The organism is Anaerosphaera multitolerans, assembly GCF_004006535.1.
GTDB classification, from domain to species: Bacteria; Bacillota; Clostridia; order Tissierellales; family Peptoniphilaceae; genus Anaerosphaera; species Anaerosphaera multitolerans.
On record NZ_RLIH01000002.1, the window covers coordinates 34,342 to 61,004 of the forward strand.

Sequence of the window (26,663 nt, forward strand, 5' to 3'; positions counted from 1 at the left end):
TTGAGAAAGGAGTGAAACAGTGAGTGAAAATTGCAAACAAAACTGCAATAGTTGCTCGGAAGAGTGTGCGGAAAGACAAAAACCCAGAATAGATTTTTCTGAAACGTTGCATGAGAAGAGCTGTGTAAAAAAAGTAATTGGGGTTGTCAGCGGTAAAGGAGGTGTTGGCAAATCCTTTGTCACCTCCATGCTTGCGGTTGCCATGAATCGATTGGGATATCGCACGGCGATTTTAGATGCCGATGTTACCGGGCCTTCTATTCCAAAAGCCTTTGGAATAAAGGAAAGGGCACTCGTCAGTGACGAAGGGGTTATTCCTGTAAAATCGAAAACCGGTATCCAAATGATGTCGGTGAATTTGCTTTTAGAACATGATACGGATCCCGTTGTCTGGAGAGGCCCGATTCTTGCAAATACAGTAAAGCAGTTTTGGAAAGACGTGATTTGGGATCATGTAGATTTTATGTTCATCGACATGCCTCCGGGGACAGGAGATGTTCCCCTTACCGTGTTCCAATCCATAGCGGTTGACGGATTGATCATTGTGACATCACCTCAGGAACTGGTATCGATGATTGTTACAAAGGCGGTGAAGATGGCAGAGATGATGAACATTCCTATTATCGGGTTGGTCGAGAATATGTCTTATTATAGGTGTCCGGATAACGGGAAAAATTATCAGATCTTTGGTGAAAGCCATATCGAAGAAATCGCCGGTCAATACCATCTTCCGGTACTTGCGAGAATACCTATTGACCCCCAAATCTCAACGGCATGTGACAGGGGCATGATAGAAATGCTCGAAGGTAACTGGTTGGATTCGACGGCGAGAACAGTAGAAAAAATGGAGGAAGAATAAAATGATGACAATTGCTGTAGCTAGTGACAACGAGATGGTGACCGAGCATTTTGGTCACTGCGAAGGGTTTATACTATTTGACGCTGAAAACAACAAAATAGTAAAAAGTGAAACCATTGAAAACCCGGGACATAAACCCGGATTTTTGCCAAACTTTCTTGCCGACCACGGTGTGAATGTGATTATTAGCGGAGGTATGGGCGGTGGCGCAGTGGATATTTTCAATCAGAGAAATATCGAGGTTATTGTTGGAGCAACTGGAAAGGTCAGAGACGCAGTAGAAGCGTATCTGAAAGGTTCTTTAAAATCAACGGGTTCGATTTGCCACGAGCATCAACATTATGATGAATGCGGAGAGTAGGATACCCTTATATGATGCAAAGGAATGATACCTTTTAACGATAGCTATACTTTTTAACGATTCTCTTTCTTACTGTGGGAAGGGGGTTCAGAATCTGAACTTAAAGAAATTATCTCTTTAAAAAGCGGGCAAATGCTCCGCTTTTTCTTTATCTGAAATTTCAGGAAGAACATGGAAACCCCATATTCCAAGGGCTTTTGGTAAGCTTATCTTTATCGTTAAATTGTATTAAAATGAGTAAGAACATAGATCCACCTTATAACACAGGTTCGGATGGATTTAACTATAATGACAGCTTCAGTTATTCAACTTGGCTTACTTTTATGAAAAATCGTTTAACACTAGCTAAAAAATTGTTAGCGAAGGATGGGTTAATATTTATTTCAATAGACACATCGAGACAGAATGCAAATGGTATAGTTGGAACTTCGTCTTTACCATACTTAAATATTATAATGGATGAAATATTTGGGCGAGAAAATTTTATTGGAAATTTACTTTGGAAAAAGAAGAAACAACCTTCTTTTTTATCAAGAATAGCGGGTGTTATGGAGTCAATTTTAGTGTATGCGAAAGACGAAAAAAACATTGATAAGCTACAAATGGGTGAGCAGACAGATATTACAAAAAGGATTGATAATGCATCTAATAATGCAACAGAAATGAATATAAGAGCAGGTATCAGGTATATGGGTGAAAAAAATTCTGTAATTAAAAAGGGGATTTATCAAAATAAAACAATGTCAACAGAATTTTTAGATGACGTTGTAGTAGAAAATGGAAGAGTGAAAAATGATTTTAGAGCTATAGCAAAATATAGAAATTCTCAAACAGAAATCTCTAAGTTCTGTGAGTTAGATTTGCTTTATATCACAGCAAATAATTCATTTAGAAGATTTAAAACGAAAGAAGAGGAAAAGGCCGGAAAAACTATTACTGATTTGCTACTTGACTGGGGACAAAACCAAGATGCAACAGCAGAATTAAGGGTACTATTTAATATTAATGATGATTCTAAAGCATTTGATAATCCTAAACCAGAGCTCTTAATAAAAAATATTTTGACTGTTTCTACTGTGAAAGATGATATCGTTTTAGATTTTTTTATGGGGTCAGGAACAACACAAGCAGTGGCACATAAAATGGGTAGACGATACATCGGAATTGAACAAATGGATTATATAGAAGATGTTAGCGTTGAAAGACTTAAAAAAGTACTAAAGGGCGAACAGGGAGGTATTTCAAAAGACCTAAACTGGCAAGGCGGCGGTTCTTTTGTTTACTGCGAATTAAAAGAAGATGCTGAGACTTTAATAAGTGAAGTTACAGAATCAACAGAAGATAATATTTCTTTAATAAAAGATAAAATTTATAAAGACGAAAGAATTGTTCCTTATATTACAACTGATGAGCTAATAAAAGTAGATGAAGATTTTGAAAATCTATCTTTAGAAGATAAGAAAAAGGTGTTGATAAAGCTAATTGATAAAAACAAGCTTTATGTAAATTACTCTGACATCGATGACGAAAGTTATAATATAAGTGATGCAGATAAGAGATTTACAAAGTCTTTTTATGAAGGTGATAGCAATGACAGATAAGTTTTTATATGAAGAGTTGGAATCTATAAAGAAATTTGGAATGCTAAAGGATATTCCAGAAATTATTGCCAAAGGCTTGTCTGAACATATTGTTTTGAGGGAGTATCAGGAAGAAGCTTTTAAGTATTTTATTACTTACGCAGAAAATGAAAGATTAATCAAGAATAAAAAATTGCATACACTATTCCACATGGCTACAGGTTCCGGGAAAACAGTTATAATGGCTGGACTTATTCTTTATTTGTATATAAAAGGCTATAGAAATTTCCTGTTTTTTGTAAATCAGACAAATATTTTAGAAAAAACTAAAGAGAATTTTACAAATCCAGTATCGTCGAAATATTTGTTTGCCAATGATCTTGAATATGCAGGAAATAAGTTTAACGTCCGTGAAGTTGATAATTTCGTCGGGTCATCACTAAATGATGATATTAATATATGTTTCACGACTACACAAAAGCTTCATATGGATTTGAATTTCCCTAAAGAGAACTCATTGACATATGAAGACTTTGAAGATAATAAAATAGTTTTTATTTCTGATGAATCACATCATATAAATACAATGACTAAAAAACCAACAAAAGACGAAGAGGAAGATAAAAAATCATGGGAGTATTCCGTAACAAATGCTTTTTCGAGAAATAAAGATCATGTTATGCTTGAGTTTACAGCAACAGCAGATTTGAAAGATAAAAATGTTACTGAGAAGTATAGAGATAAAATTATCTATAATTATCCTTTATTTAATTTTAGACTTAGTGGATATACTAAGGATTTTCAGAACTTTGCTACAGATTCAAAACTCTGGGATAGAGCTTTAATGGCAATTATAATGAGTGAATATCGAAAGTATTTATATGCAGATGCAAAAATTAACATAAAGCCTGTGGTTATGTTTAAGTCTAATAGAATAAAAGACTCTGAGAATTTTTACAAAGAATTTTTTGATAGGTTGGATAAACTATCCCCAAGTGAAATTAAGGGGCTGTATAGTTCAAATATGCAAAAATTACTAGAAGCTCTAGACTATTTTAAAGAAAAAGACTCAAGTTTTATATTGCTCGTTAATTCACTAAAACAAGGATTTTCAAAAGATAAATCCATTATTATGAACGGAGCTCAGGACAATACAACTGAACAACAATTACAGGTAAATTCCTTAGAAGATGAAGATAATCCTATCAGGATAATTTTTACAGTGGATATGCTTAATGAAGGATGGGATGTTCTTAATCTTTTTGATATTGTTCGACTTTACGATACGAGACAAAGCGGTAAAGGAAAGGTATCTAGCTATACAATAAAAGAAGCACAATTAATTGGTCGTGGAGCGAGATATTGTCCATTTCAAATAGACGAGAGCCAAGAGAGATTTAAAAGAAAATATGATTACGACTTGGATAATCCAAATAGAATTTTAGAAACCATGTATTATCATAGTAGAAATGACTCTAGATATATATCTGAATTAAAACAAGCCTTAATAGCCACAGGTATGGAGGATGAAAATCCAATTAAGAGGACTTATATGCTTAAAGAATCTTTTAAGGGTACAAATTTGTTTCAAAAAGGATTTGTTTATGCTAATAAAAGAGTTCCAAAAGGAAGAGAGAATATTTCAGGGATTGAAGCAAGCTTACGAAATAAAACATTTACTTACACTAAAAGAAGTTTGCAAGGCGAAACAGTCAGCTTATTCGCCGATGAAGAAGTCAAAGAAATATCAACTACTAATAGCTACAATATTAAGTTTAAAGACATTAGTTACAATATTTTAAATGGAGCTTCTGATTCATATAATGAACTGAAATTTTCAGTGCTTAAAGAAAAGTATCCTAGATTAAAAACAAAAAAAGAGTTTTTAACTTCGGATGAGTATCTTGGGAACTTAAGACTTGAAATTAAATATTATGATGAAATTAAAGGAAAAGATATTTTTGAAGGGCTAAAGAAAGCATTTGAGGCGATAGCTTCCCATGTAATGAATATCAAGCAAGAGTTTGAAGGTACACAAAAATTTGAACCTAAAAAAATCAGCGAAGTTATAAAGGATAAGTCCGTTTATTTTAGAGAAATTGATCAAAGTGGAGGGAAGGGCTCATCTCAAAATAACAATCCCAATATGTTATACCAGATAGATTTGTTAAAAGAGGATTGGTATGCTTATAATGATAATTATGGTACCAGTGAAGAAAAGCTTGCTATAAAATATTTTAAGACAGATATAGAACCTAAATTAAAAGCTAAAGGCCTTAATTATTATGTTATCCGTAATGAAAGAGTACCGGAATTAGCTATTTACAGCTTCGAATATGGTGAGCGATTTGAACCAGACTTTTTAATTTTTATAGAAAAACAAAATATCGATAATTCAACACATTATCAGGTATACTATGAACCTAAAGGGGATCACCTACTACTTACCGACAAATGGAAAGAGGACTTTATGCTTGAAATAAGAGAGAAGCATAGTATCAAAAAAACAGTAATAAATGCCAATGATGACTATATAATTTTAGGTTTACCTTTTTATAATTTTAACGAAGGATTAGATGAAATAGATGAAGCAATAGATAAGTTGATTGAAGAGATTTAATTTTGGTGGATGTTGATTAATGATAAAACAGTGTGAGGTGAATTATGGAAAAACTATATTCTAGATTTTATAAATGTGCTTTACAAGTTAATCCATATAGTTATAGCACATATAGAGGTGAGGAAGGGTATGAAGAAAGCGAGTATAATGAAGAAATAGTACGAGTCTGTAAAGAAGAGGATATAAAAATTGTAGGACTTGCAGATCATGGAGATGTTAATAGCTCTGACAGTTTAAGGGAAAAACTTGAAGACAATGGTATCATTGTATTTCCAGGGTTTGAGATTTGTACAGCTGAAAAAATACACATGGTTTGTTTATTTGATTCTAAAAAAACAAACTCTGAGTTAAATCAAATATTAGGCTCTATTGGTATGTCTAATAAAGAAGCAAAAACTGATCCTAGTAGCAAAACATTTATAGATATTGCTAAGGAAATAATTGATCATGATGGGTTTTATTATGCTGCACATATAACATCAGATAACGGAATTTTGAAAATAGGACAATTACAAAATGTTTGGACACATAAGTACTTTACAGTTGCACAAATTCCTAACACTAGGGATAAAATTGATCCAAACTACAAGAATATTATTAATAACAAAGAAGGAGCTTATAAACGAGATAATCCAGTGGCTTTTATTAATGCAAAAGATATTTCTAAACCTTCAGATTTAACTGATGAAAATGCGACAACCTTGGTCAAGTTATCAAAACTAGACTTTCAATCATTTAAAGATGCTTTTAAAGACCCTGATTCAAGAATAAAATTAAATGGAGAAAAAAAAGAATTATATAAAAGTTATATAAAAAGTATAAAAATTACTGGTGGTTATCTGGATGGATTTTCCGTGTGTTTTCCGGAAGAACTCACAACTATAATAGGTGGTCGTGGTACGGGTAAATCAACACTTATTAATTTAATAAGATATGTCCTTGGAACATATAAAAGCAAAAAGTCACAGGATGAAGTTGAAGATATGATGAAGAAAAATTTAGCTCAATCTGGAGAAGTTGAAATGAAAATTTGTTCATATACTCAACAAGGACAAGAATACACACTAATAAAAAGATACAATCAAAATTTAGTAATAAAAGATGATAGTGGGAGAATTTCAAAGTTTACAGTTGAAGATATCTTGCCAAACATTGAAATATATGGACAAAATGAAATAATAGAAATGTTAAGTGATCAAGAAGTTATCTATAACATTGTGGAAAGACTTTTATTGATAGACGATAAACTAATTAAAGATCAAGAAGAAAAATATAATAATTTAAAAGGAAACAGAAAAGATATTGAAAATATTAATAGGAGTATTCTTTCACTAGAAAATGAATTGGGGAATATAGATTCAGTAAAGGAAAAATTACTTAATTATAATAAGTTTGGGATAGGAGAAAAACTTTCTTTAATTAATGCGCAATCAAAAGAGAAGAGTGTTTTCGAAGAAGTGATTACAAAACTAAAAGAAATTGAAATTAGTAAAATAAAAGTTGATAAAGTTGATATTGAGACAAAAGAAACACCTAAAGTTAATGATATTATTAAAGAGTTTAATGACAATATGGATACATACATTAATAGACTTGAAGAATACAAGAACGATACAATTGAAAAATTAAAAAGAACATATGAAGTATGGAATATTGAACAAAAAGAAATAAATGATGAAATCCAGAGAATTGTAAAAAATATTGATGGAATTCATGATAAGACTAATGAACAAATTGCAATGGAATATAAGACTTTATCTGATGAGATAAATAAATCATCTTCAAAAGAAGCAAGGTTAAAACAATTAAAATCTGGAAAAACAAGTCTATTAGAAGAAAGAAAAAATTTAATAGAAGATTGTAAAATTTCTAATGGAAAGTTAGACGAATATATATTTAGTAGAGTAAAAAAATTAAACAAAAAAGAGTTAAATAGGGACATAGAAATTAGCATTCTGCCAAGACAGAATTTAAAAGATTTAAAAACAGAGTTACTTAAATTAGAGGGTATAGGAGATAAATCATTAGAACCATTAGATGAAATAGAAGCATTTGATGTTTTTACATTTATAGAGGACATAAATGCAAAAAAAAATGAAGAGATAAACAATAAGTATAAATTAAGAAATGTGGCGATAGATTCTATAAAAAACATGGATGAATTGAAAAAATTTAAACTTGAAGAAATGATTTTGGGAAATATTACCATTATAAAATTAAAAGTAGGAAATGAATTTAAGGTATTAGAGTCACTATCAAAAGGCCAGCAATGTACGGCAATCCTTAATATACTCTTAGTTAAAAATAAAGATCCACTAATCATAGATCAACCTGAAGATAACTTAGATAATGCTTTTATTGCAGAGAGTTTAGTATCAGAATTGAGAAAGCATAAGGTAAGTAGACAATATATTTTAGCAACTCATAATGCCAATATACCTGTTTTTGGAGATGCGGAGTTAATTATTACATTAATAGAAGAAGAAAAAAATGGTAGAATCGCGGATAATGGCATTGGATCTATAGATTCTGAAGATGTAAAAAAACACGTAATAAATATATTAGAAGGAGGGAAAGACGCATTTTTAATTAGAGAGAAGAAATATAATATTCAATAGTCGTGGGATTAATGCTCCTTCTTATTTTCAATAATAGGTTTCTTCGATTTCATATAAGTCTCTAAATTGGATTTTAATAGATTCAATTCAGAGACTTTATTTTTTTGTGTTTTTAATTTTCCCACTTCAATTTTCTTCATATTTTTCAATCTATCTAATTCGTTATTAAGCGTAGAAATATCCATAGGCTTATTTATTTTTAAGTTATCCTCCATTGATGTTACAGCGGATTCATAGAGAATTATTCCATCAGAATGAGCTTGATAAAATTGAGCTTTTTCTTGTGAAGTTTGATAGTTTGAATAAAGTTCTTCGTATTTTTCTATGATTTCTATATTTTTAATCTGTAAGGATATCTCATTAATTTTACTCTCAATAGTTTTGATTTCTTGTGATTTTAAAGATATCTTTTTGCTTTCTTCTTTGATTGAGCAATATAAATTCTCTATATTTTTAATTCCATACTGGTTCATAATAGTTAATGTCTTTGAGATGTTTTTCAAATTATGTTGCTTTGCCCAGAATTCATATCCTTTAAAGTTTTTAACTTTTTCATTATTTTTCATATCAATAATTCGATCTACAGGGTGAAGACTATTTGTATTTTTCTCTCTAAATTCATTTCGGTTATTGATTCTTTCTCTAATACTTTCCTCTGTGTAATAGTCTCCAATGGTTTTTGATCTGGTGAATCTTTGTTGATCTTTAGCACGAAAAGAAACATGTTTTCCTTCTTTAATTTCATAACCCATTTCTTGCATAATTTGCAAAAAACTATCCCAATTTTTAGACTTTTTAATTGCAGAATCGATTGCATATTTAAGCTGAGCTTTCCAAGAAGTTCCTTTGTTTTTCTCCATGTGTTCCTTGTAGGACTTTCCTTTTTCTTTTGACTCTTCCTCAATGACATGGAGACCATATTCTCTGCACAATTCATCACTTATATTTCTAATTTGTTTATAAGTCTTTTTGTTAGAAATATAGGATTTTCCATCTTCAAAACTTACATTATTAAACAATATGTAATTGTGGATATGACCTTTATCTATATGGGTAGTAAGCACATATTCGTAATGGTTTTTTAAAATTTTATTTGCAAATTTAATACCAATTTCATGAGCGACTTCTGGAGTAATATCATCGTCCGGATCAAAAGATTGAATGAGATGTCTTGCTAAATTCTTTGCAGAACTATTCCATCTTTCCTTTGTCATCTGAAACTCCAAGTATGCAGTTTCATGTCCACATCCGTAAGCTGAGATTAATATTTGCTCGTCGGTTTTGCTCTCATCCATTATGTAATCCAATGCATATTTTAGGGTAGTTTTGATAGGATGTATTTTTGTGACTGCCATATTTTCACCATCATTTCTTTCATCTCTTGTATATCTTCTGTGTAAATAGTATCAGTGGAATTTACTCTTTTTGCGATTTGATTTAAATTACTGGAGAATCGACTCATGTTGGTATTCATCTCTCTTAATGGAGAGTTATCTAATTTAAAAATTTGTCCATCAATTGCCATTTTTCTAAGATAAGCTCCTAAGTTTTTAACATCAGACTCATGCATTTTTTTATAAATTAAATCTCTTTCTTGTTCATTTACTCTAAAATTTATTTGAATATTTCGTTCTCTATTTGTCAAAAATATTTCCTCCTTTTTTATCTTTTACAGTTGGGGTTTGGGGATACTCCCCAAAAGCTTACCTAGTTATAATTTCAATAAATTGTAGATGTATCTATAAAAATTTATAAACTAGGTACAAAAATTTATAAACTAGGTACAAGCAATTGTATATTTCGTTTATAACAAATATGCAATAATTTGGAAGTGTATAGCCACTTCCTGTGCTTGCTACTATTCTTTAAAAGATTATTTCTTGTAAAAAAATAGCTGTCATAAAAAAGGACAACCACTTTTCATTTATTTAAAACCAAAAACCTAAGGTGTTTATTAAACTGTTAGATAGTTTATTTAGAGTAATAGGAATAAGGTCAATTATTAGTGAAAGTACTCCAATACTAAATAATAGTATAAATGCAGCTATCACTTTAGAGTTGCCATAGTATAATGAGCCAACTAATCCTAACAAGATAATTAGATTTATAAAACCTAATACAAACTTGCCTGCAAAAGCAAGTACTGAAGTCAGGATAGAAAAACATATTATAAAAATAATCAATGGAAATAATAATATTTTCATTGGAATTAATAACAAATTTCCTAATAGTTTCATATAAACACCTCCCATAATTTCATTATAGACAATTATATGTCGCTTGCAAATCATAATAGAAAAAATATTGTCGCTAATGTATAATGAAATTAATATAATACATATCTAGGCGGTGTAATAAATGAAATTAGATAGAAGATTGGAGATACTACTTACTCTTTTGCAATCTGATTGGGTATCGAGCCAGGAGTTAGCAGAGCAACATAAAGTAGACAAACGGACTATTAATAGAGACATGGACTTTTTAAAAGAAGCGGGTATTCCTATTATGGGAAAAAGAGGAAATGCCGGTGGATATAAAGTAGATGATAATTTTAAACTAAAGAATAAGAAGTTGAGTTTAAAAGAGCAACACCAACTAATGAAAACGATTAAAGAAAGTGACAAAGTATCAGAAGAACAAATTGAATATGTCATAGATCAGGTAGAGGAAAAAATAATAGAATCTACTAAAGATTGGTTTGAAATACAAATGGAAGATGAAAAACTAAATGAAATAGTTCGAAAAATAAAGACAGCAATTTTACGAGAACAGGAAATAGAAATTGAATTGAAATCGGGAGAAATTATTGATGGAGTACCTGAGAAGTTAATAGTAAAAGAAGATGGGCTGTATCTTGGAATTGATAAAAGATTTATAAAAATAGAAAGAATCAAAATAATTAAATTAGTATAGTTGTAGATTACTTAGAAATATGGAAGCAAGTATATTTTTTATAAATTAATAGTAAAAAATCGTAGGAGAATGAAGTGCACTTTAGAGTTGGAATTTTAATCTAATTTTAAAGTGCACTTTTCATGCATGTTACTTGACTATACAGTCAAGCGATGATACAATTTACTTGACCAAGCAGTCAAGCGAAAGGAGGGGAAAAAGAAATGCTTAGAGTAGAACATTTATATCATGATTATGAAGGTAAAGGAAATTTTGTAATAGAAGATATTTCTTTTGATATTAACAAAGGCGAAATCTTTGGATTTTTAGGACCTTCAGGTTCAGGAAAATCAACGGTTCAAAATATTATGATTGGTTTAATTAAGTTACAGTCGGGTTCAGTTAGTTATGATGAAGTTAATATTGAACAAGTAAAAAAAGATTTTTATAATAAAATTGGTGTATCTTTTGAACAACCTAATTTATATCCAAATTTGACTGGTGAAGAAAACTTAAAGTATTTTGCAGGATTATTCTCGGTACAAACAATATCACCTATGGAAATACTCAAGAAAGTTGGCTTAGAAGATAGTGCTAGAAAAAAACAAGTGAGTATTCAAAAGGAATGAAACAGCGTTTAGTATTTGCTCGTTCCCTATTAAATAACCCGAATTACTTATTTTTGGATGAACCAACCGCAGGGTTGGACCCAACTTTAGGTTCGAGAATAAGTGAATTAATATTGAAAGAAAAAGAAAAGGGGAAAGTAATTTTTTTAACAACTCACAATATGAAATTAGCAGATAAAATATGTGACAGAGTTGCTTTTTTAGAGAACGGTAGAATTCGAGCAATTGATACACCATACAACTTAAAGTTGCAATATGGGAAAAGAGTTGCGAAAATAACGTATCACAATAAGAGAAAACAAGAAGAAATATATGACTTAGATAAGGAACGAAAAGAGTTATCAAGTATTATCCTAAATGAAAACATCGAAACAATCCATACTGGAGAAGCTACTTTAGAAGATATCTTTATTAAAATTACAGGAAGAGGGTTATCATAATGAAAGCAATTTGTTCTCAAATGATAGTTGACTTAAAATTAGTGATAAAAAATATTTTTATGTGGGTGATGATAGGCATTTTACTCATAATTATTTTAGTAGTACGATTCTTATTGCCTGAACAAGTTAGGGATAGTAAAGCACAAATTATAACTTATGGAATGGAAGGTATAGGACATTTACAAATTCAAACTCTAGATGAATTGGAGAAAGTAGTTAGACAAGAAAAAAATACAGTTGGAATAGCACGTGTTGATGAAGAATATAAGATTTTTACAAATGGATTAAGCAAGAAACAAGTAACTGCAGTAGTTAATTCACTCTTGCAAGAAAAAGACTCGTTGAGTGAAGATGTAATAGTTACATATAATTCTAAAATAACAGAGCAAGCTCCATTTAATAAACGGTTTGTGCCTATTTTTATTTGTTTTGAAGCTGCAATTATTGGATTGCTGATGATAGGTATTTTAATTCTTATGGAAAAATCAGAGAACACTTTAAAAGCGTATAGAGTTTCACCTTCAAGTGCTATGAATTATTTAATTTCTAAAGTATTGCTATTTACGCTTATGGGAACAATCTATTCAGTGATAATGGGATTTACCACAGTAGGATTTCATTACAATATATTTGCTTTTATTATTTTATCTTTAATTTCATCGTGCATATTCTCTTTAATAGGTGTTATTTTAGCAGTTTTTTTAGATCACTTAGTAATTGGTTTATGATGTTGGCATTTGTCATGGGTACAATTATGTTAACTATGTTTTCTTACCTATTTCCTACAATATCGATACCCTTTATGGAATGGCTGCCTTCCTATCCGATTATTTTCTCATACGAAGAGATATTATTTTCCGGAAAAGGTATTCTGTTCTCTGGAATATTTTGTTTAACTTTATGGAGTATAGTACTTTATATAGTTGCATATTTATGTATAAAGTTTTGGCTATTACGTCCACATAAGGGGGAGTAATAATGAAAAGGATATGGAATATTCTTCAATTAGATATAAAATTAATATCACGAGATAAAATTATGGGATATATTATTTTAGCTCCCGTAATTATGGCTTTTGTAATTACTTTTGTGGTATCTTTTGTTGATGATACAACAACTACTCTTTATGTCACAAAAAATGTACCTAGTGATGTTTTGGATAGTCTTCAAGAAGTTGCTTATATAGAAGAAGTAGAAAATTTAGAAATTCTTAAGAATCGTATAAACGCATTTGATAATGTAGCTGGAATTTACACTGAGGAAGGTGAGATTCATTTAATGTTACAAGGAAATGAAGGTTCAAAATTTGAAAAGGAAATAAGCATAGTGGTAAATGATGCTTTAAAAATTGATACACCTCGTTTCGAATTTATAGATTATTCGAATAGTATGGGGTGGATTATGAATATCATTACTGCGGCACTTTTAATTACTCCGCCGTTTATAGGTGGAGTTATAGGTGGATTTAACATGGTGACAGAGAAAGAAACTAAAATGAATTTAGGTTATCGAATTACTCCATTAAGTTATTTAAATAATATTATTTCACGAACTATTTTAGCAATGTTAATTGGTTTTATAGTGTTAGTGTTGATTACTATAGTAATTGGTCAATTCTCTAAATTACCATTGATTCTACTATCGACATTGTTTGCAATGCCTATGTTTACAGTGATGCCAATTGTAATAGGTGTATTTGCAAGAGATAAAATGGAAGCTATCACATTATTTAAAGTATTAATGATTGTATTTCTAATTTTTCCAATCACTAGTGAATTTGTGCCTAAAAACTTTAAGTTTTTATACTGGCCATTCCCTATGTTTTGGCAGTATCAAACAATACTTAATACATTAGATAATAATTTTAGTTTTTTTAGTGGATTCATGAGTTTTTTTACAGGAGTAATAATGCTAGGTATTATCTTAGTTATATTTAGGAAAAAATTTAAAATAGAAATTGGCAATAAAAAACAAGACTATTTAAATGGATTCTAATTAGTGTTTATATAGTAATAGCCGCATAATAAGAAGAAAGATAAGGAAGATAACGAATGAAGAAATTGATGAAATTTAAAGATGAGAAGAAAGAGAACCCTTTATTGCAACGTATTGATCTGTTTGAAAAATCTTTTGATGATTTTTCTGTAATGTCTTTTAACGAGACATCCTTAAGTTCGATTTTAAGAGATGTTGATATGAATAAAGGTAGTTTCTATTTTAAGTTCTATGATAAGAGAGATCTGTATTTGTCTATGATAGAAATTATTGGAATAGATAAAACTAAATATTTATCAAATCAAATTAAGGTGCAAGTAAAATCAGAAAATTTTTTTGATCAGTTACGTCAAATTGTTGTAAGTACACTGGAGTATAGTCAAAAGGAACCAAGATATAATTCTTTTTGGCGTATTTTTCAATTTGAAAATGATGATTTAAAGAAAATAGTCAAATCAGCTTTTCCTGAGTTGAATCAAGATTTTTTGGGAAATCTTGTAGATAAAGCAATTTTAAATGGGCAGTTAAGTAAAGAATATGATAGAAATTTTGTCTATTCAATTGTGAATTTATACATTACAAATATGGACAGTTTTATTGATATAGATATGTCTAAAAAAGAGATTTTGGAACAAGTTGACAAAGTAATTGAGATACTGAAAAAGAGTATTGGAATAAAGTTAATCAATCAATAAAAAATAGTTATAATTTTAGAACTGCACTAGTAGTTAGGAGTGACGTTATGAGTTTTATAAATATTGAGGAATTGAACCTATTTGATATAACTGATAAAAATATGTGTAAAAGTAGGATAGAACATTTACTATCATTATATAGGCGACTTAATTTTTTTACTTCAAACAATATAGATATATTGAAAAATAATTTTGTTCAGATAAATGATGATCAGATAAAAAATATTGTTAGAGACATATTGAATGTCGATTTAAAATATTATGAAAACAATATTAAATTTGAACGAAAAAACTTGAAAGAAACAGCTATATTTATAACAATTATGGATTTAACTATAGATAGATTAGAAAAATATCCTGACAATGGGGAAATATATGCTAAAATATTGAAAATAAAATATTTTGACGAGAAAAAATATTCTAATGAAATCATAAGTGAAGAAATTTGTATGTCAAGATCATCATTTTATAGATATTTAAGACATGGTACATTAATATTTGGAAATATACTATTTAATATTGTACTACCAGAAATTAATGAGACTAAAAAGGAACTAAATTAGGAGAATAAAGGAACACTATCGGTACTGTAATGAAATAAATAATTTAATAAGCTGTTAATTATAGTGAGATTTCACTAAATTTACAGAAAGACTATAGCCATGGGATAAAACCTATGGCTATTTTTATACCTAAAACAAATGAATAGAATAAGGACACCACCGCTCCTCCTTGAGTTAAGCGATAACTATAGAAAATTCAAGGAGGATTTTTTATGAAAGAAAAAGAGTATGTGATATTTATAAATGGTAGCACGTATTAAATCTAATATATATCAGTAAATAAATTTACTGATATATATTGAGAAATAAAGAACAATGATTATTACTTTATGGTTTAAGTGATATAGAGGGTAACCAGGTTTAATATTATTGAGACTATTAATAAAGATTTGCTTAATACCACATAGGGGTGGCTATTTTTTTATTTGCTTGAACCAAATTTTTTATTGCGATAAAGTTAGTTTACAAAACAGAGCATGAAAAGCGAGGAATAAAATTTATAACTGAGCTATGCTTATTATGAAGGAGGTAAAACTATGAAGTGGTTAGAGAATTTAAGTAGTGCCATAGAGTATATTGAAGACCATTTGGATAAAGAAATTTCTTATGATGAAGTAGCTCGTATTGCTTGTTGCTCTACCTATTATTTTCAGAGAATTTTCTCTTATATAGCTGGAATTTCTTTATCTGAATATATACGTCGCCGTAGAATGACGCAAGCAGCATTTGAATTACAACGGACAGACAAAAAAGTCTTAGATGTTGCTCTTAAATATGGATATTCTTCTCCTACATCTTTTAACCGTGCATTTCAAAATGTTCATGGGATAGCTCCTTTTGTCGCAAAGAGTATGGGAAGTAAATTAAATGCTTATCCAGCAATAAAATTTTCGGTCAAAATAACAGGAGGAAATGCTATGTCGTATTACATTGAAGAAAAAGAAGCCATACGTATTGTTGGTGTCCGCACCCCATTGATTGAGGATATGGAAGAAAACCAAAAATCGATTCCTTATTTTTGGGAAGATACTGTTCAAAAGAAAGAATTTCAAACAATATGTAGTCTTTCCAATCAACAGCTTCATGGTGTATTAGGAATTAGCGTATATGAAAACCCAAAGAACATATTTTATTATATTGCTTCTGCTACGGATCAACCTGTTCCCACAGGAATGTATGAATATGAAATTCCAGCTTGTACATGGGTTGTCTTTGAAAATAACGGACGCTTAAAGGAAAATGTACAAAGTGTATTCAGACGTTTCTATACGGAATGGTTACCGTTTTCGGGTTATGAATATGCAGGGTTACCAGATATTGAAGTCTATCCCATTCATGACAAAAAATTAGTAAGCGGTCATTCAGAAGTATGGATTGCTATTAAAAAGGAAAAGGAGAATTGATTGATGGAATATCAAGTTGAGATTAATAATATTGAACCTATTAGAGTTGCTTACATGAAATATAAAGGAGTTGTTACCGAAGCGAATAAGGTCTTTCCAAATGTTTTCAAGTCTATTCGTGGAAAGTCAAATGGAGCACCATTTTTTAATTATATATCCATGAATCCTGAAACAAAAACAGGAGATATGGAGCTCTGTGTACCAACCGCTGAACTACCAATGGGGAATGGTATTGAAGTAAAAGAAATGCCACGTATTAAAGCGATATGTGTTACACATATAGGGGCTTATGAAACATTGAATAAAGCCTATGAAGCCATTGATAGATATTCAATGGAGAATAAACTTGAATTAGCACCACCGTTTCGTGAGATATTCATTAAAGGATCTGGAATGGTTCTTAAAGGAAATCCAGATAAATATATTACTGAAATTCAATTCCCAATTAGGGAGGATTAATATGTACGCTATTGAGGTTCACAATGTCCAAAAGTCATATAAAAATGGTGTGCAGGCATTGAATGGCTTAAATCTTACTGTAAAAACAGGTGAAATTTTTTCTCTTTTAGGTCAGAATGGTGCGGGTAAATCCACATTAATCAGCATATTAACGACCTATTTAAAACCTAATACTGGGAAAATAACCATGTTAGGAAAGGATATTTTAAAAGATTCTGGAGAAATACGTTCTTATATTGCTTGTGTTGCACAACGAACATCCATAGATACCCATTTATCCCTAGAAGAAAATATGATGTTTCAAGCCAGGTTATATAAAATTCCAAAAAATGAAGCTAGAAAAAGAATGTCAACATTAATTGATGAATTTGAACTAGGTCAATATCTTAAATATCCAGTTTCATCATACTCTGGCGGTATCAAAAGGCGATTAGATATTGCACTTAATATGATGTCCAATCCGAAGATTTTGTTTTTAGATGAACCCACAGTAGGTATGGATATACAGTCACGAATGACAATGTGGAAAATGATGAGAAAAATACGTGATGATTTTGGAACAACGATTTTTCTAACTACCCACTATTTAGAAGAAGCAGACAATCTTAGCGATACCATCTGCATTATGAAAGATGGAAAAGAAATTGTTCAGGGTTCCCCCTTTGAATTAAGAACGTATACTCGACAAGATGCTATTAAAGTTCAGTTCTCTAATAAAGAGAATGCAAAAATAGCAATACCGTTATTGTCTAAAGATTTTACTCAATTAACGTGTACTTTACAAAATGATTCAATACTAATGGATACTACTTCTAGCGAAAGTGATTTAATAAAGGTAAATAAATTTCTATTAAAATCTCAAATATCTTTTCAAGGCATTGAAATAGCTGAACCTACATTAGAAGATGTATTTTTACGACTGACAGAGAAAAAGGAGGATTAGAAATGAGCGTTTTAACTATATTGTGGAAAAATATGAAATGGCGTTATCACAATGCCTTTACGATTATGATTACCATTTTACAACCAATCCTCTGGTTAGTTCTCTACAGTGCAGTTGCTGGTCAAACTATGCAGAACACAGGAATTGAAAACTATACTGCCTTTATTTTGCCAGGATTGGTGGTGTTAGTCAGTTTCTCTGCTTGTGGTAGTATTGGGATTATGAATTACATGATGAAGTCAGAGGGGAGTTTTTACCGAGTGTTGATTGCACCAATTAAACGAAGTTCGATTGTTTTAGGACAAGTTTTAGAAGCTATATTATGTACATTTCTTGAAGTTGCCATCATGGGAATTATTAGCTTGTTCTTCTTGGTTCCATTATTCAATGGAGTTGTAAGTACAATTGTGATTTTCTTATTAATATTTTTAACCGCTTTTTTCATGGCTTCTATTGCATATGGGATAAGTTTAATTCTACCGAATGAAATGATATACGAAACTATTATGAATGCTATTGTGTTACCGATATTTTTTCTAAGTTCAGCTTTATTTCCTATCGATGAAATCGGTGGAATTCTAAAAGTAGCCATAAACTTAAATCCATTTACTCATGTCATTAACAGCTTGCGTTCTATTATGGTGACAGGAACAGTTCAAGGAACAGAAATTTATTTCTCAATACTGTTACTTATTGTACTATCTTTAGTTGCCTTTGTATTTGCAAACAAAAGACTAAAAAAGGAAATGGATTTATAAAAAAGAAATGGAGCAAATTTGCTTACTCCACTTCTTTGTACTTCTTAGTTCCCTCAGATAGAGCTTCCAGAAGTATAAGCTCATTATCTGTAAAGTTATCCATGTGTTTTCTTACCTGTATGTGTCTGGTGCTTTTCACTAGATTATAAGCAGGTAAGAAAAACTCGCCTACAGACACAAGAAGTAGTGATACAAGGTCATAAAGAACTAGTATGTTTAGGACTGCCTCTTATTAATAGAGAAGGGTTGGAGATTAACTTGAAAAATACAAGTATAACTAATAATATTACTTTTGAAAATAATAAGAAGCTTAAAAATAAGATAGAAAAATTATTGATAGCATATCGAAAAATTGATTTTTATATTTCAGATAGACTGGAATCGATAGTAGAATATTTAAATCAAGTTGACTTAAATAATGTTAAAAACATTATTATCATTTTTAACATAGATTTAGAAGATGATATAGATGATATTAAGAAAGAGCAATTTAAAAATAATAATTACACTCTATATCTAAAAATAATGGATGTAACTTTAGCAAAGTTAGATAAATATCCTGATAAAGGAAAAGTATATGCAGAAATAATAAGATTAAAGTATTTTGAGAAAGAAAAGCATTGTAACGAAAGAATAAGCGAAATAATATGTGTTTCTAGATCTACTTATTATCGATATTTGAAACAAGCAAATATAGCCTTTGGAGAAATATTGTTTAATTATATAATTCCAGAGATAGAAAGCATGTTACAGGAAAATGAAGTTGATAAAAATTGAGACTTTTATAAGACTAAAAAGAAAGTAAAAAGGTATGTTTTAGGTACTGTAATGAAATAGATAATTTAATAAGCTGTTAATTATAGTGAGATTTCACTAAATTTACAGAAAGATTATAGCCATGGGATAAAACCTATGGCTATTTCTATACCTAAAACTAATGAATAGAATAAGGGAACCACCGCACCTCCTTGAGTTAAGCGATAACTATCGAAAATTCAAGGAGGATTTTTCATGAAAGAAAAAGAATATGTGATATTTATAAATGGTGAGTAAAAAGGTCTATGAAACATATTATAGATCAAAAAATAGAGAAAGATATTTGGAAAAGAGAGATCAGAACAGAGGATTGATTTACTATAATTCCTTTGATTCAGAGCGAGGAAATTTTGAAGAATATCTAGAAGATAAGGCAATTAATATAGAGCAAATTGTTGAAGCGAAGTTACTGATGGAAGAGCTATATAAAGCTTTAGATTCTTTAACTGAAGAAGAAAGGAATTTAGTTATAGATTTATTCTTTGAAGAACAGACATTAAGGGAAGCATCTAAAAAAAGGGGTATTTCACATGTGGCTTTAATGAAAAGAAGGGATAATATCTTGGAAAAATTAAATAAGTTATTAAAAAATATAAATAAATAGGTTACCAAGTCCTCTTACTTTTACCTTATAAGTGAGAGGGCTTTTTCCTGTCATTTAGAACTTTGATAATTATATAGACCAAAGTAGATACAAAAACAATATGAGGAGCTGTTATTAGGTACGCCATGACCAATTATTATTGCGAGCGATAAATACTTCGATAAGCGATTTGGAACATCGAAAGTGTAGATTCACGTTGAAGTCGTAACACTGCTTATAAAGTAAACAGATGTACGTTAGCAGATGGTTCTACTCAAATATAAAAGTATTTTGAAGAACCAGTTGCATCAGACCTACTAAAAAATCTTATATAAAAAACAAAAGATTTAGTTAGGTCTAGATCATGCAAAAAATCTCCAAGAAATCAAGTGAAGCGAAGATTGATTGGGAAGATTTGACATATATGGAGATGTATACTATATTTATTGAAAATGATGCTTTGTCAAATACTCAACAAGACTGATTAATTACAATATTGACTCCGCAGTATAAGAAACATGGAATAGAATATAGAAAAAATGGAAAAGAAGTTAAGAGAGAGTTGCTTATAGAAAAACAAAGATATTCCAAACAAAAATAGATTAAAAACATTGAATAATAAATAGTAGAATAATTAGAGATATTTTACGTAATAATCTGAATAGAATAATATATAAAATATTAGGAATACAAAAATACTGTAACGAAAGAGGATGATGAAATTATGTTTAATGAAAATATGCTTACTTGGAAACAATACGAAAATATAAGAGATAAGTATTCTCATATTGCTAGTTTTGCATATTGGCCAAAATGGCATAAGGGTAATAAAGCAGAACCGTTAATAGTTAGAAGTGAAGATGAATTTAATGAAAGATTACTTAATAAAATTCATTGCAATGCGGTTATTGTAGGATTCAATTATGGAATTAATGATGATATAGAAAAAATAATAGATGACAATTCTTTAAATGGTGAACAACAAGTTACTGAACTTAAGAAAAGTATGTATTTTAGCAATCAGTATGGAGGCAGTTATGGTAAAAAAGCTTTAAATGAAGCATTTAAAGGAACATTTGTTGAAGGCGCCTATATGACAGATTTATTTAAGTTTAAATTGTCAGAAAAAAATTGGGAAGGAACAGGAATGCCAACTGCCAAAGGGAGTGAATTTAAAAAGAGATTAAAAGAAAAACCAGAAAAAATTGAATTTAATATTAAAGGTCTAAGATACGAGCTATATAATGTTGCAGAGATAAAACAAGACCCAATTTTTATTTTTTTGGGTGAAGGATTATTTGATGATGAAATTATGAGTTTGATAAATGTATCTTTTCCAAAATATTTTCCTAATAGTAAAATTTATATATTTTCTCATTACCAGCGACGTGGGTATAAAAAAGAAGATTTTATTTTTGAGGCTGAAAATCTACTAAAAAGAATAAAATCAGATTATGGAGATTCATTTTAAAACATTTAGAAGATAATAAACGTAGTTGAAAACAATCAATGAATGTATAAAAATTAAAAAACATAAATAAAATTTAAACTTTTTAGAATGATTGACTTAGTTCTGAGTATAAGAAAGAAGAATTGCAAATATAAAGAGTTAATAATGATAAAAAACAAAAATATCAGTATGGAGAAATACAGAAAACTATAGGAGATAAGCTTTTCAAAACTAGGTTAAAATACGTAAAGTGATCTTGAATTGTTTTGAAATGTTCTATAGATTAGGCTTTAATAATCGAACTTTCCCTGCAAAAAATGCTGCGATACCAATAATTTTATGGGTGTATAAAAATAATAAAGAAGATGAAATATCTAAGATAAAATTTTATGAGTCAAATGAGCCAGATTCAGATGATATGAAAATCAAGAAGTGGTTAACATTAGCATTTCTAAAAAGAATATTTGGTGGGCAATCAGACACTGTGTTATTGGAGATAAGAAAATTGATAAATGAGAGTAATGATATTGATTTTCCACTTTCATCAATCATTAGATCAGCCAGAGGTAATTCAACAAAAAATTATTCATTTGATAGTGAGATTATAGATACATTATTTTAATCAAATTTTGGCTTAGATGATGCGGCATTTATATTATCATTATTTTATCCAGATTTAGATTATTTTAATCAGAATTTTCATTTAGACCATATACACGCTAAAGCTGATTTTCTAAATAAAGACATTTTAAAGAAAACTTTTAGTGAGGAAGAAATCGATAGAATTGGAGATAAATGGAATAAAGTAGCAAATTTACAGTTGATTAATAATGAACAAAATACATCAAAAATAGACTAACTTCAAATATTAAAAATCAATCAATTTAAAATCGGCACTTCATGTTTAAGTTGTAACACGGCTTGTGAATAAGAGAAAGGACTTAAAAGCCAGATGTGTGCCAAGTTAGAAAAACTTAAGAGTACAAGAGAATCAAAGTGTGATTACTAGCTTTCTATAATTTAAGTTCTAGCCCTACTTATGAAGTAAATGTGAGTAGGGCGATTTTATTTAATAGTTAAAATTTTAAGGAACTTATTGCATCGGACCTAGAAAAAAATCCTATAGAGTAAACAAAAAGAGTTTAATCAGGTTTATAATGTATAAAAACCATAGACAATCAAGAGGAATTAAGCTTAATTGGAGATATAGATAATGCATAAGCTTTTTCCTAATAGGTGAAAAAACTGATTGAGAATCAAATGTAAAATATAATAAAAGCCAAAAAAGTATATTTAAAAAATCAGTATTCTCAAATCTCTTTGTTATGTAAAAAGAAACGGAATCTTATTGGCTAGCTAATACAGAAAAGATATATTAGAATATTATATATTAATAAAAATAAAAGTTAATTTATGAAATATTTAGAAATTCAAAAGGAGAAGACAATGAGATTTATTTCATGGAATATTGATTCATTAAATGCAGCATTGACGGCTGAATCGGCACGTGCCACATTAAGTAGAGATGTATTGAATACTATTATAGAGTATGAAGCGGATGTTATAGCACTGCAGGAAACCAAACTAGCCAGCACCGGTCCTACAAAAAAACATTTGAAAATTTTAAAGGAAATGTTTCCTAACTATGAAGTTGTATGGAATAGTTCAGTAGAACCGGCACGTAAGGGTTATGCAGGAACTATGTTTTTGTATAAAGAAGATTTAAAACCCTCTGTTTCATTTCCAACTATCGATGCTCCTGATACTATGGATTCAGAGGGAAGGATTATAACTTTGGAGTTTGAAAATTTTTATTTGACACAGGTTTATACGCCTAACGCAGGTGATGGTTTAAATAGGTTAGAGGAAAGACAAGAATGGGATATTAAATATGCAGACTACTTGGCAAAACTGGATAGGGAAAAGTATGTTATAGCAACAGGTGACTTTAACGTGGCACATAAAGAAATAGATTTAGCCCATCCTAAGAATAATATTCAGTCTGCTGGTTTTACTCAAGAAGAGCGACAGGGTTTTACTAATCTTTTAGCTAGGGGGTTCACAGATACTTTTAGGTACATTCACGGCGATGTTGAAGGGGTGTATTCCTGGTGGGCTCAACGTGCTAAGACGAGTAAAGTAAATAATTCCGGTTGGAGAATTGACTACTGGTTAGTCAGTGACCGGATCGCAGATAAAGTTATAAAATCGGAGATGGTGGATTCAGGACCGAGACAGGACCATGCTCCCATCTTATTGGAAATTGATCTATAGTAGATATAAAGTCAGTTTAAAAAGCAATTTTAGCTAATTATTAAAAAGGAGACTTACTTCTTTAATAAATCGACAAAATTATAGCCTAGTATGATTATATGTAATAGAGTTTAAAATTGAAATTGTATAAGGTCAAGATGCTATATATAAAAGTATTTTGACCTTATTTTGATATAATGGAGTAAATTAGAGCAAGTGGAGGTATCTGCAAATATGAAAAGATATACAGCCTTCTTAAGAGGTATAAACATAAGTGGAAGAAATAAAGTACCAATGGCAGATTTAAAAAAAGAATTTGAAAAACTTGGTTTTAAAGAGGTTAAAACATATTTAAACAGTGGCAATGTTGCTTTTTCAAGTAATGAAAATGATGTTGAGAAGTCTACAAGGCTAATTGAGACAATGATAAAAAGTCAGTTTGGCTTTGATATTCCCGTTTTTATAATATCTAAAGAGAAACTTGAAGATATTTTACTTAATGCACCTGACTGGTGGGGAAATGACAATAAAGAAATCTATGATAATTTAATTTTTATTATGCCACCAGCTACATTTTCTGATGTATATGGTGAAATTGGAGAACCTAAAGAAGGTTTAGAAAAGATTAGTAACTATAAAGAAATTATATTTTGGTCTTTTAATAGAAAAAATTATCAAAAAACAAATTGGTGGTCAAAGACAGCAAGTGCAGAAATAAGTGCTAAATTAACAATAAGAACTGCCAATACAGTTAGGAAGATAGTGGGAATATAATTGTTTGCAAATTTCAGTTTGTAGGTCATAATTGAATTGTTTTCAAGATGTCAAAAATATAAACATTTAAAGGTTGTATAATTATTTAGGATGTGTTCAAATGAAAAATTTTAAAAGAAACAATGCTTATTTTTCTTTATGTGGTCTAAATTGCGGATTGTGTAATATGAGACTTGGTGGATATTGTCCAGGATGTGGTCAAGGGGAACACCACTCGTGTTCTATTGCCAAATGTAGCTTAAATTATGAAGGAATTGAATATTGTTTTCAGTGTGATAATTTTCCTTGTGAAAAATACAAAGACGCAGATAAGTATGATTCATTTATTACACATCTACATCAATTTAAGGATATTAATAAATTTCAAGAAATAGGTGAAGTAGTCTATACCAATGAGCAAATAGAAAAGCTTAAACTGTTAAATTTTCTTCTGGAGAATTACAATGCAGGAAGACAAAAAACTTTTTTTGCTTAGCTGTAAATCTTTTAGAATTAGAAAATATAAAAGAAATAGTGAACCATTTAGAAACAAATGAAGATATCAAAAGGATGGAAATAAAAGGAAAGGCTGTATATGCAGTAAATGAATTTAAAAGAATGGCAGATGATTATGGAATAATCTTGAAATTAAGAAAAAAATAAATGCTCTTATTTATGGATAAGAGCTGAAAATATTTTCTTCAGTACTGATTATAACTTTGCCAGATAGAGTGGATTGTTGAAGATACTGGAATTTAAGGGGTTTGAGATATTTAAGTTGGTGAAGTATGGAATAAAAAGTTATAAGAGATAATTGGCTTAAGTCTATCTTGATATAATTTGTGAATAAATAGAGAAAAAAATTGAGTATATGAAAAGCAATTAATCTAAAATAGGTAATAGTGGTGGTTTTTGATTAAAAGAGATGAACAGGTTTTTTAATAAATTGGACTTATTTTATATGGAATTCAGAAGTAAAATATTTAATCTATACGACTATATTGTGCATAGATAGTCAGATTAGTATATTGGTACTTTGGTAATATCAATTCTGAAAGGGGGTTGTTTTATGGATTCTTTAATTTATATGAATAATGCTATGGCATATATTGAAGAGCATCTTCAAGAAGATATTGACTATAGTCAGGTATCTAAAATAGCATGTTGTTCAGAATATCATTTTAGACGAATGTTTTCTTTCTTGTCAGGGGTAAGCTTGTCTGAATATATTCGCAGAAGAAGGTTGACGCTTTCTGCACTTGATTTAAAAAACAGTAGTGCAAGAATTATAGATATTGCAGTTAAATATGGTTATACTTCAGCAGATTCATTTGCAAGAGCATTTTTTAATATGCATGGCGTACTTCCCTCGGAAGCAAGGAGCGACAATGTAAAGTTAAAAGCATATCCTAAAATAACTTTTCAACTTTCAATTAAAGGAGGGGTAGAATTGAATTACCGAATTTTAGAAAAAGATTCTTTCAATTTAGTTGGATTTAAAAGGAGAGTTCCCATTGTTTTTGAAGGAGTTAATCCTGAAATTGTAAAAATGAATGAACTTTTGACAGTGGAAGCGGTTAAAAAATTAAAGGAAATGTCCAATGTTGAACCATTGGGTATTATTAGCGCTTCTACTAATTTTTCAGAAGAAAGAATGGAAGAAAAAGGAGAGCTGGACCATTACATTGGAGTAGCTACTAGGAATAATGATGTAGCGGATTTTGATGTACTAAAAATTGGTGCCGGCACTTGGGCAGTATTTGAGTCTACAGGACCGTTTCCGGAAACACTGCAAAGTGTTTGGGGTAGAATATATTCTGAATGGCTTCCGGTTTCAGGATACGAGGTAGTTGAAGGCCCGGAGATATTATGGAATGAAAGCACTGATACCTCAAAGTCTGATTATAAAAGCGAGATTTGGATTCCTGTAAAAAAGAAATAGTTTGAATAAACTAGAAAATTTATAATGAACAATTGTGTTCAAATTTGTAAA

27 protein-coding genes and 2 pseudogenes are annotated in these 26,663 nt (G+C 30.0%); 25 read left to right on the forward strand and 4 right to left on the reverse strand.

Annotated features, from left to right (window positions below):
- The first annotated feature begins 19 nt into the window (after window positions 1-19).
- The 5 genes from EF514_RS01485 to EF514_RS01505 all read left to right on the forward strand — a co-directional run bounded on the left by EF514_RS01485 (window position 20) and on the right by EF514_RS01505 (window position 8,038).
- Window positions 20-859, forward strand: coding sequence for an Mrp/NBP35 family ATP-binding protein (locus tag EF514_RS01485; RefSeq protein WP_127723112.1), 840 nt, complete (start codon window positions 20-22; stop codon window positions 857-859).
- Window position 860: 1 nt separating this feature from the next.
- A complete protein-coding gene (locus EF514_RS01490; RefSeq protein ID WP_127723114.1) occupies window positions 861-1,220 on the forward strand; it encodes a NifB/NifX family molybdenum-iron cluster-binding protein in 360 nt (119 codons plus the stop codon).
- A 233-nt stretch (window positions 1,221-1,453) separates the two neighbouring features.
- Entirely contained in the window at window positions 1,454-2,821 is a 1,368-nt protein-coding gene (locus EF514_RS01495; protein WP_127723116.1) for a site-specific DNA-methyltransferase, read from the forward strand.
- Window positions 2,811-5,420: a DEAD/DEAH box helicase family protein gene (locus tag EF514_RS01500; RefSeq protein WP_127723118.1), complete on the forward strand. Its 2,610-nt coding sequence runs from the start codon at window positions 2,811-2,813 to the stop codon at window positions 5,418-5,420. The genes EF514_RS01495 and EF514_RS01500 overlap by 11 nt, the downstream gene beginning before the upstream one ends.
- Before the next feature lie 44 nt (window positions 5,421-5,464).
- Entirely contained in the window at window positions 5,465-8,038 is a 2,574-nt protein-coding gene (locus tag EF514_RS01505) for a TrlF family AAA-like ATPase (protein ID WP_127723120.1), read from the forward strand.
- A gap of 8 nt (window positions 8,039-8,046) precedes the next feature.
- Here the strand turns inward: EF514_RS01505 and EF514_RS01510 are convergent, their stop codons facing one another.
- From EF514_RS01510 to EF514_RS01520, 3 genes are all read right to left on the reverse strand, one after another.
- Complete coding sequence (locus EF514_RS01510) at window positions 8,047-9,393, reverse strand: relaxase/mobilization nuclease domain-containing protein (protein WP_127723122.1); 1,347 nt, start codon at window positions 9,391-9,393, stop codon at window positions 8,047-8,049.
- Window positions 9,354-9,683, reverse strand: a complete 330-nt coding sequence (locus EF514_RS01515; protein ID WP_127723124.1) for a plasmid mobilization protein — start codon at window positions 9,681-9,683, stop codon at window positions 9,354-9,356. The genes EF514_RS01510 and EF514_RS01515 overlap by 40 nt, the downstream gene beginning before the upstream one ends.
- Before the next feature lie 283 nt (window positions 9,684-9,966).
- Window positions 9,967-10,275 carry a hypothetical protein gene (locus EF514_RS01520; protein ID WP_127723126.1) on the reverse strand — a complete coding sequence of 103 codons (309 nt, stop codon included), beginning with the start codon at window positions 10,273-10,275 and terminating at the stop codon, window positions 9,967-9,969.
- 121 nt (window positions 10,276-10,396) lie between these two features.
- Between EF514_RS01520 and EF514_RS01525 the strand changes: the two genes are divergently transcribed.
- The 11 genes and pseudogenes from EF514_RS01525 (at window position 10,397) to EF514_RS01570 (ending at window position 18,815) form a co-directional block, all read left to right on the forward strand.
- Window positions 10,397-10,951: a helix-turn-helix transcriptional regulator gene (locus tag EF514_RS01525; protein WP_127723128.1), complete on the forward strand. Its 555-nt coding sequence runs from the start codon at window positions 10,397-10,399 to the stop codon at window positions 10,949-10,951.
- A 203-nt stretch (window positions 10,952-11,154) separates the two neighbouring features.
- Window positions 11,155-11,570: pseudogene (locus EF514_RS10860) on the forward strand (ATP-binding cassette domain-containing protein); the annotation flags it as partial.
- Window positions 11,556-11,999 carry an AAA family ATPase gene (locus tag EF514_RS10865; protein ID WP_205666354.1) on the forward strand — a complete coding sequence of 148 codons (444 nt, stop codon included), beginning with the start codon at window positions 11,556-11,558 and terminating at the stop codon, window positions 11,997-11,999. The pseudogene EF514_RS10860 and the gene EF514_RS10865, both read left to right, overlap by 15 nt.
- A complete protein-coding gene (locus EF514_RS01535) occupies window positions 11,999-12,727 on the forward strand; it encodes an ABC transporter permease (protein ID WP_127723130.1) in 729 nt (242 codons plus the stop codon). The genes EF514_RS10865 and EF514_RS01535 overlap by 1 nt, the downstream gene beginning before the upstream one ends.
- Before the next feature lie 250 nt (window positions 12,728-12,977).
- Window positions 12,978-13,994, forward strand: coding sequence for an ABC transporter permease (locus EF514_RS01540; protein WP_127723132.1), 1,017 nt, complete (start codon window positions 12,978-12,980; stop codon window positions 13,992-13,994).
- Window positions 13,995-14,050: 56 nt separating this feature from the next.
- Complete coding sequence (locus EF514_RS01545) at window positions 14,051-14,689, forward strand: TetR/AcrR family transcriptional regulator (RefSeq protein WP_127723134.1); 639 nt, start codon at window positions 14,051-14,053, stop codon at window positions 14,687-14,689.
- 47 nt (window positions 14,690-14,736) lie between these two features.
- Window positions 14,737-15,252: a hypothetical protein gene (locus EF514_RS01550; protein ID WP_127723136.1), complete on the forward strand. Its 516-nt coding sequence runs from the start codon at window positions 14,737-14,739 to the stop codon at window positions 15,250-15,252.
- A gap of 536 nt (window positions 15,253-15,788) precedes the next feature.
- Window positions 15,789-16,655 (forward strand): AraC family transcriptional regulator, encoded by an 867-nt coding sequence (locus EF514_RS01555; protein WP_127723138.1) that lies wholly within the window; start codon window positions 15,789-15,791, stop codon window positions 16,653-16,655.
- Window positions 16,656-16,658: 3 nt separating this feature from the next.
- Window positions 16,659-17,114, forward strand: coding sequence for a GyrI-like domain-containing protein (locus tag EF514_RS01560; RefSeq protein WP_127723140.1), 456 nt, complete (start codon window positions 16,659-16,661; stop codon window positions 17,112-17,114).
- Window position 17,115: 1 nt separating this feature from the next.
- On the forward strand, window positions 17,116-18,057 hold the full coding sequence (locus EF514_RS01565; protein ID WP_127723142.1) for an ABC transporter ATP-binding protein: 942 nt from the start codon (window positions 17,116-17,118) through the stop codon (window positions 18,055-18,057).
- A 2-nt stretch (window positions 18,058-18,059) separates the two neighbouring features.
- Entirely contained in the window at window positions 18,060-18,815 is a 756-nt protein-coding gene (locus EF514_RS01570; RefSeq protein ID WP_127723144.1) for an ABC transporter permease, read from the forward strand.
- A gap of 22 nt (window positions 18,816-18,837) precedes the next feature.
- Here the strand turns inward: EF514_RS01570 and EF514_RS10760 are convergent.
- Window positions 18,838-19,032: pseudogene (locus tag EF514_RS10760) on the reverse strand (XRE family transcriptional regulator); the annotation flags it as partial.
- A gap of 41 nt (window positions 19,033-19,073) precedes the next feature.
- On the opposite strand from EF514_RS10760, the gene EF514_RS01575 reads away from it, so the two are divergent.
- The 9 genes from EF514_RS01575 to EF514_RS01610 all read left to right on the forward strand — a co-directional run bounded on the left by EF514_RS01575 (window position 19,074) and on the right by EF514_RS01610 (window position 26,612).
- Window positions 19,074-19,592 carry a hypothetical protein gene (locus tag EF514_RS01575; RefSeq protein WP_127723146.1) on the forward strand — a complete coding sequence of 173 codons (519 nt, stop codon included), beginning with the start codon at window positions 19,074-19,076 and terminating at the stop codon, window positions 19,590-19,592.
- A gap of 265 nt (window positions 19,593-19,857) precedes the next feature.
- Entirely contained in the window at window positions 19,858-20,235 is a 378-nt protein-coding gene (locus EF514_RS01580; protein WP_127723148.1) for an RNA polymerase sigma factor, read from the forward strand.
- Window positions 20,236-20,938: 703 nt separating this feature from the next.
- Window positions 20,939-21,685: a hypothetical protein gene (locus EF514_RS01585; RefSeq protein WP_127723150.1), complete on the forward strand. Its 747-nt coding sequence runs from the start codon at window positions 20,939-20,941 to the stop codon at window positions 21,683-21,685.
- A gap of 250 nt (window positions 21,686-21,935) precedes the next feature.
- Window positions 21,936-22,286: a hypothetical protein gene (locus tag EF514_RS01590; RefSeq protein WP_127723152.1), complete on the forward strand. Its 351-nt coding sequence runs from the start codon at window positions 21,936-21,938 to the stop codon at window positions 22,284-22,286.
- Window positions 22,287-23,110: 824 nt separating this feature from the next.
- Entirely contained in the window at window positions 23,111-23,938 is an 828-nt protein-coding gene (locus tag EF514_RS01595) for an exodeoxyribonuclease III (RefSeq protein ID WP_127723154.1), read from the forward strand.
- A gap of 213 nt (window positions 23,939-24,151) precedes the next feature.
- On the forward strand, window positions 24,152-24,691 hold the full coding sequence (locus EF514_RS01600) for a DUF1697 domain-containing protein (RefSeq protein WP_127723156.1): 540 nt from the start codon (window positions 24,152-24,154) through the stop codon (window positions 24,689-24,691).
- 100 nt (window positions 24,692-24,791) lie between these two features.
- The gene (locus EF514_RS01605) at window positions 24,792-25,166 is read left to right on the forward strand and encodes a DUF3795 domain-containing protein (RefSeq protein ID WP_205666355.1); all 375 of its coding nucleotides are present in this window, start codon (window positions 24,792-24,794) and stop codon (window positions 25,164-25,166) included.
- Between the two features lie 38 nt (window positions 25,167-25,204).
- On the forward strand, window positions 25,205-25,333 hold the full coding sequence (locus EF514_RS10950; protein ID WP_276317150.1) for a hypothetical protein: 129 nt from the start codon (window positions 25,205-25,207) through the stop codon (window positions 25,331-25,333).
- A 406-nt stretch (window positions 25,334-25,739) separates the two neighbouring features.
- Complete coding sequence (locus EF514_RS01610; protein ID WP_127723158.1) at window positions 25,740-26,612, forward strand: AraC family transcriptional regulator; 873 nt, start codon at window positions 25,740-25,742, stop codon at window positions 26,610-26,612.
- Window positions 26,613-26,663: the final 51 nt, after the last annotated feature.

Coding starts and splice junctions, on each gene's coding strand:
- EF514_RS01490 (WP_127723114.1), top strand. CDS start 861: ATGATGACAATTGCTGTAGCTAGTGACAACGAGATGGTGACCGAGCAT.
- EF514_RS01495 (WP_127723116.1), top strand. CDS start 1,454: ATGAGTAAGAACATAGATCCACCTTATAACACAGGTTCGGATGGATTT.
- EF514_RS01500 (WP_127723118.1), top strand. CDS start 2,811: ATGACAGATAAGTTTTTATATGAAGAGTTGGAATCTATAAAGAAATTT.
- EF514_RS01505 (WP_127723120.1), top strand. CDS start 5,465: ATGGAAAAACTATATTCTAGATTTTATAAATGTGCTTTACAAGTTAAT.
- EF514_RS01510 (WP_127723122.1), bottom strand. CDS start 9,393: ATGGCAGTCACAAAAATACATCCTATCAAAACTACCCTAAAATATGCA.
- EF514_RS01520 (WP_127723126.1), bottom strand. CDS start 10,275: ATGAAACTATTAGGAAATTTGTTATTAATTCCAATGAAAATATTATTA.
- EF514_RS01525 (WP_127723128.1), top strand. CDS start 10,397: ATGAAATTAGATAGAAGATTGGAGATACTACTTACTCTTTTGCAATCT.
- EF514_RS10865 (WP_205666354.1), top strand. CDS start 11,556: ATGAAACAGCGTTTAGTATTTGCTCGTTCCCTATTAAATAACCCGAAT.
- EF514_RS01535 (WP_127723130.1), top strand. CDS start 11,999: ATGAAAGCAATTTGTTCTCAAATGATAGTTGACTTAAAATTAGTGATA.
- EF514_RS01540 (WP_127723132.1), top strand. CDS start 12,978: ATGAAAAGGATATGGAATATTCTTCAATTAGATATAAAATTAATATCA.
- EF514_RS01545 (WP_127723134.1), top strand. CDS start 14,051: ATGAAGAAATTGATGAAATTTAAAGATGAGAAGAAAGAGAACCCTTTA.
- EF514_RS01550 (WP_127723136.1), top strand. CDS start 14,737: ATGAGTTTTATAAATATTGAGGAATTGAACCTATTTGATATAACTGAT.
- EF514_RS01555 (WP_127723138.1), top strand. CDS start 15,789: ATGAAGTGGTTAGAGAATTTAAGTAGTGCCATAGAGTATATTGAAGAC.
- EF514_RS01560 (WP_127723140.1), top strand. CDS start 16,659: ATGGAATATCAAGTTGAGATTAATAATATTGAACCTATTAGAGTTGCT.
- EF514_RS01565 (WP_127723142.1), top strand. CDS start 17,116: ATGTACGCTATTGAGGTTCACAATGTCCAAAAGTCATATAAAAATGGT.
- EF514_RS01570 (WP_127723144.1), top strand. CDS start 18,060: ATGAGCGTTTTAACTATATTGTGGAAAAATATGAAATGGCGTTATCAC.
- EF514_RS01580 (WP_127723148.1), top strand. CDS start 19,858: ATGGTGAGTAAAAAGGTCTATGAAACATATTATAGATCAAAAAATAGA.
- EF514_RS01585 (WP_127723150.1), top strand. CDS start 20,939: ATGTTTAATGAAAATATGCTTACTTGGAAACAATACGAAAATATAAGA.
- EF514_RS01590 (WP_127723152.1), top strand. CDS start 21,936: ATGTTCTATAGATTAGGCTTTAATAATCGAACTTTCCCTGCAAAAAAT.
- EF514_RS01595 (WP_127723154.1), top strand. CDS start 23,111: ATGAGATTTATTTCATGGAATATTGATTCATTAAATGCAGCATTGACG.
- EF514_RS01600 (WP_127723156.1), top strand. CDS start 24,152: ATGAAAAGATATACAGCCTTCTTAAGAGGTATAAACATAAGTGGAAGA.
- EF514_RS01605 (WP_205666355.1), top strand. CDS start 24,792: ATGAAAAATTTTAAAAGAAACAATGCTTATTTTTCTTTATGTGGTCTA.
- EF514_RS01610 (WP_127723158.1), top strand. CDS start 25,740: ATGGATTCTTTAATTTATATGAATAATGCTATGGCATATATTGAAGAG.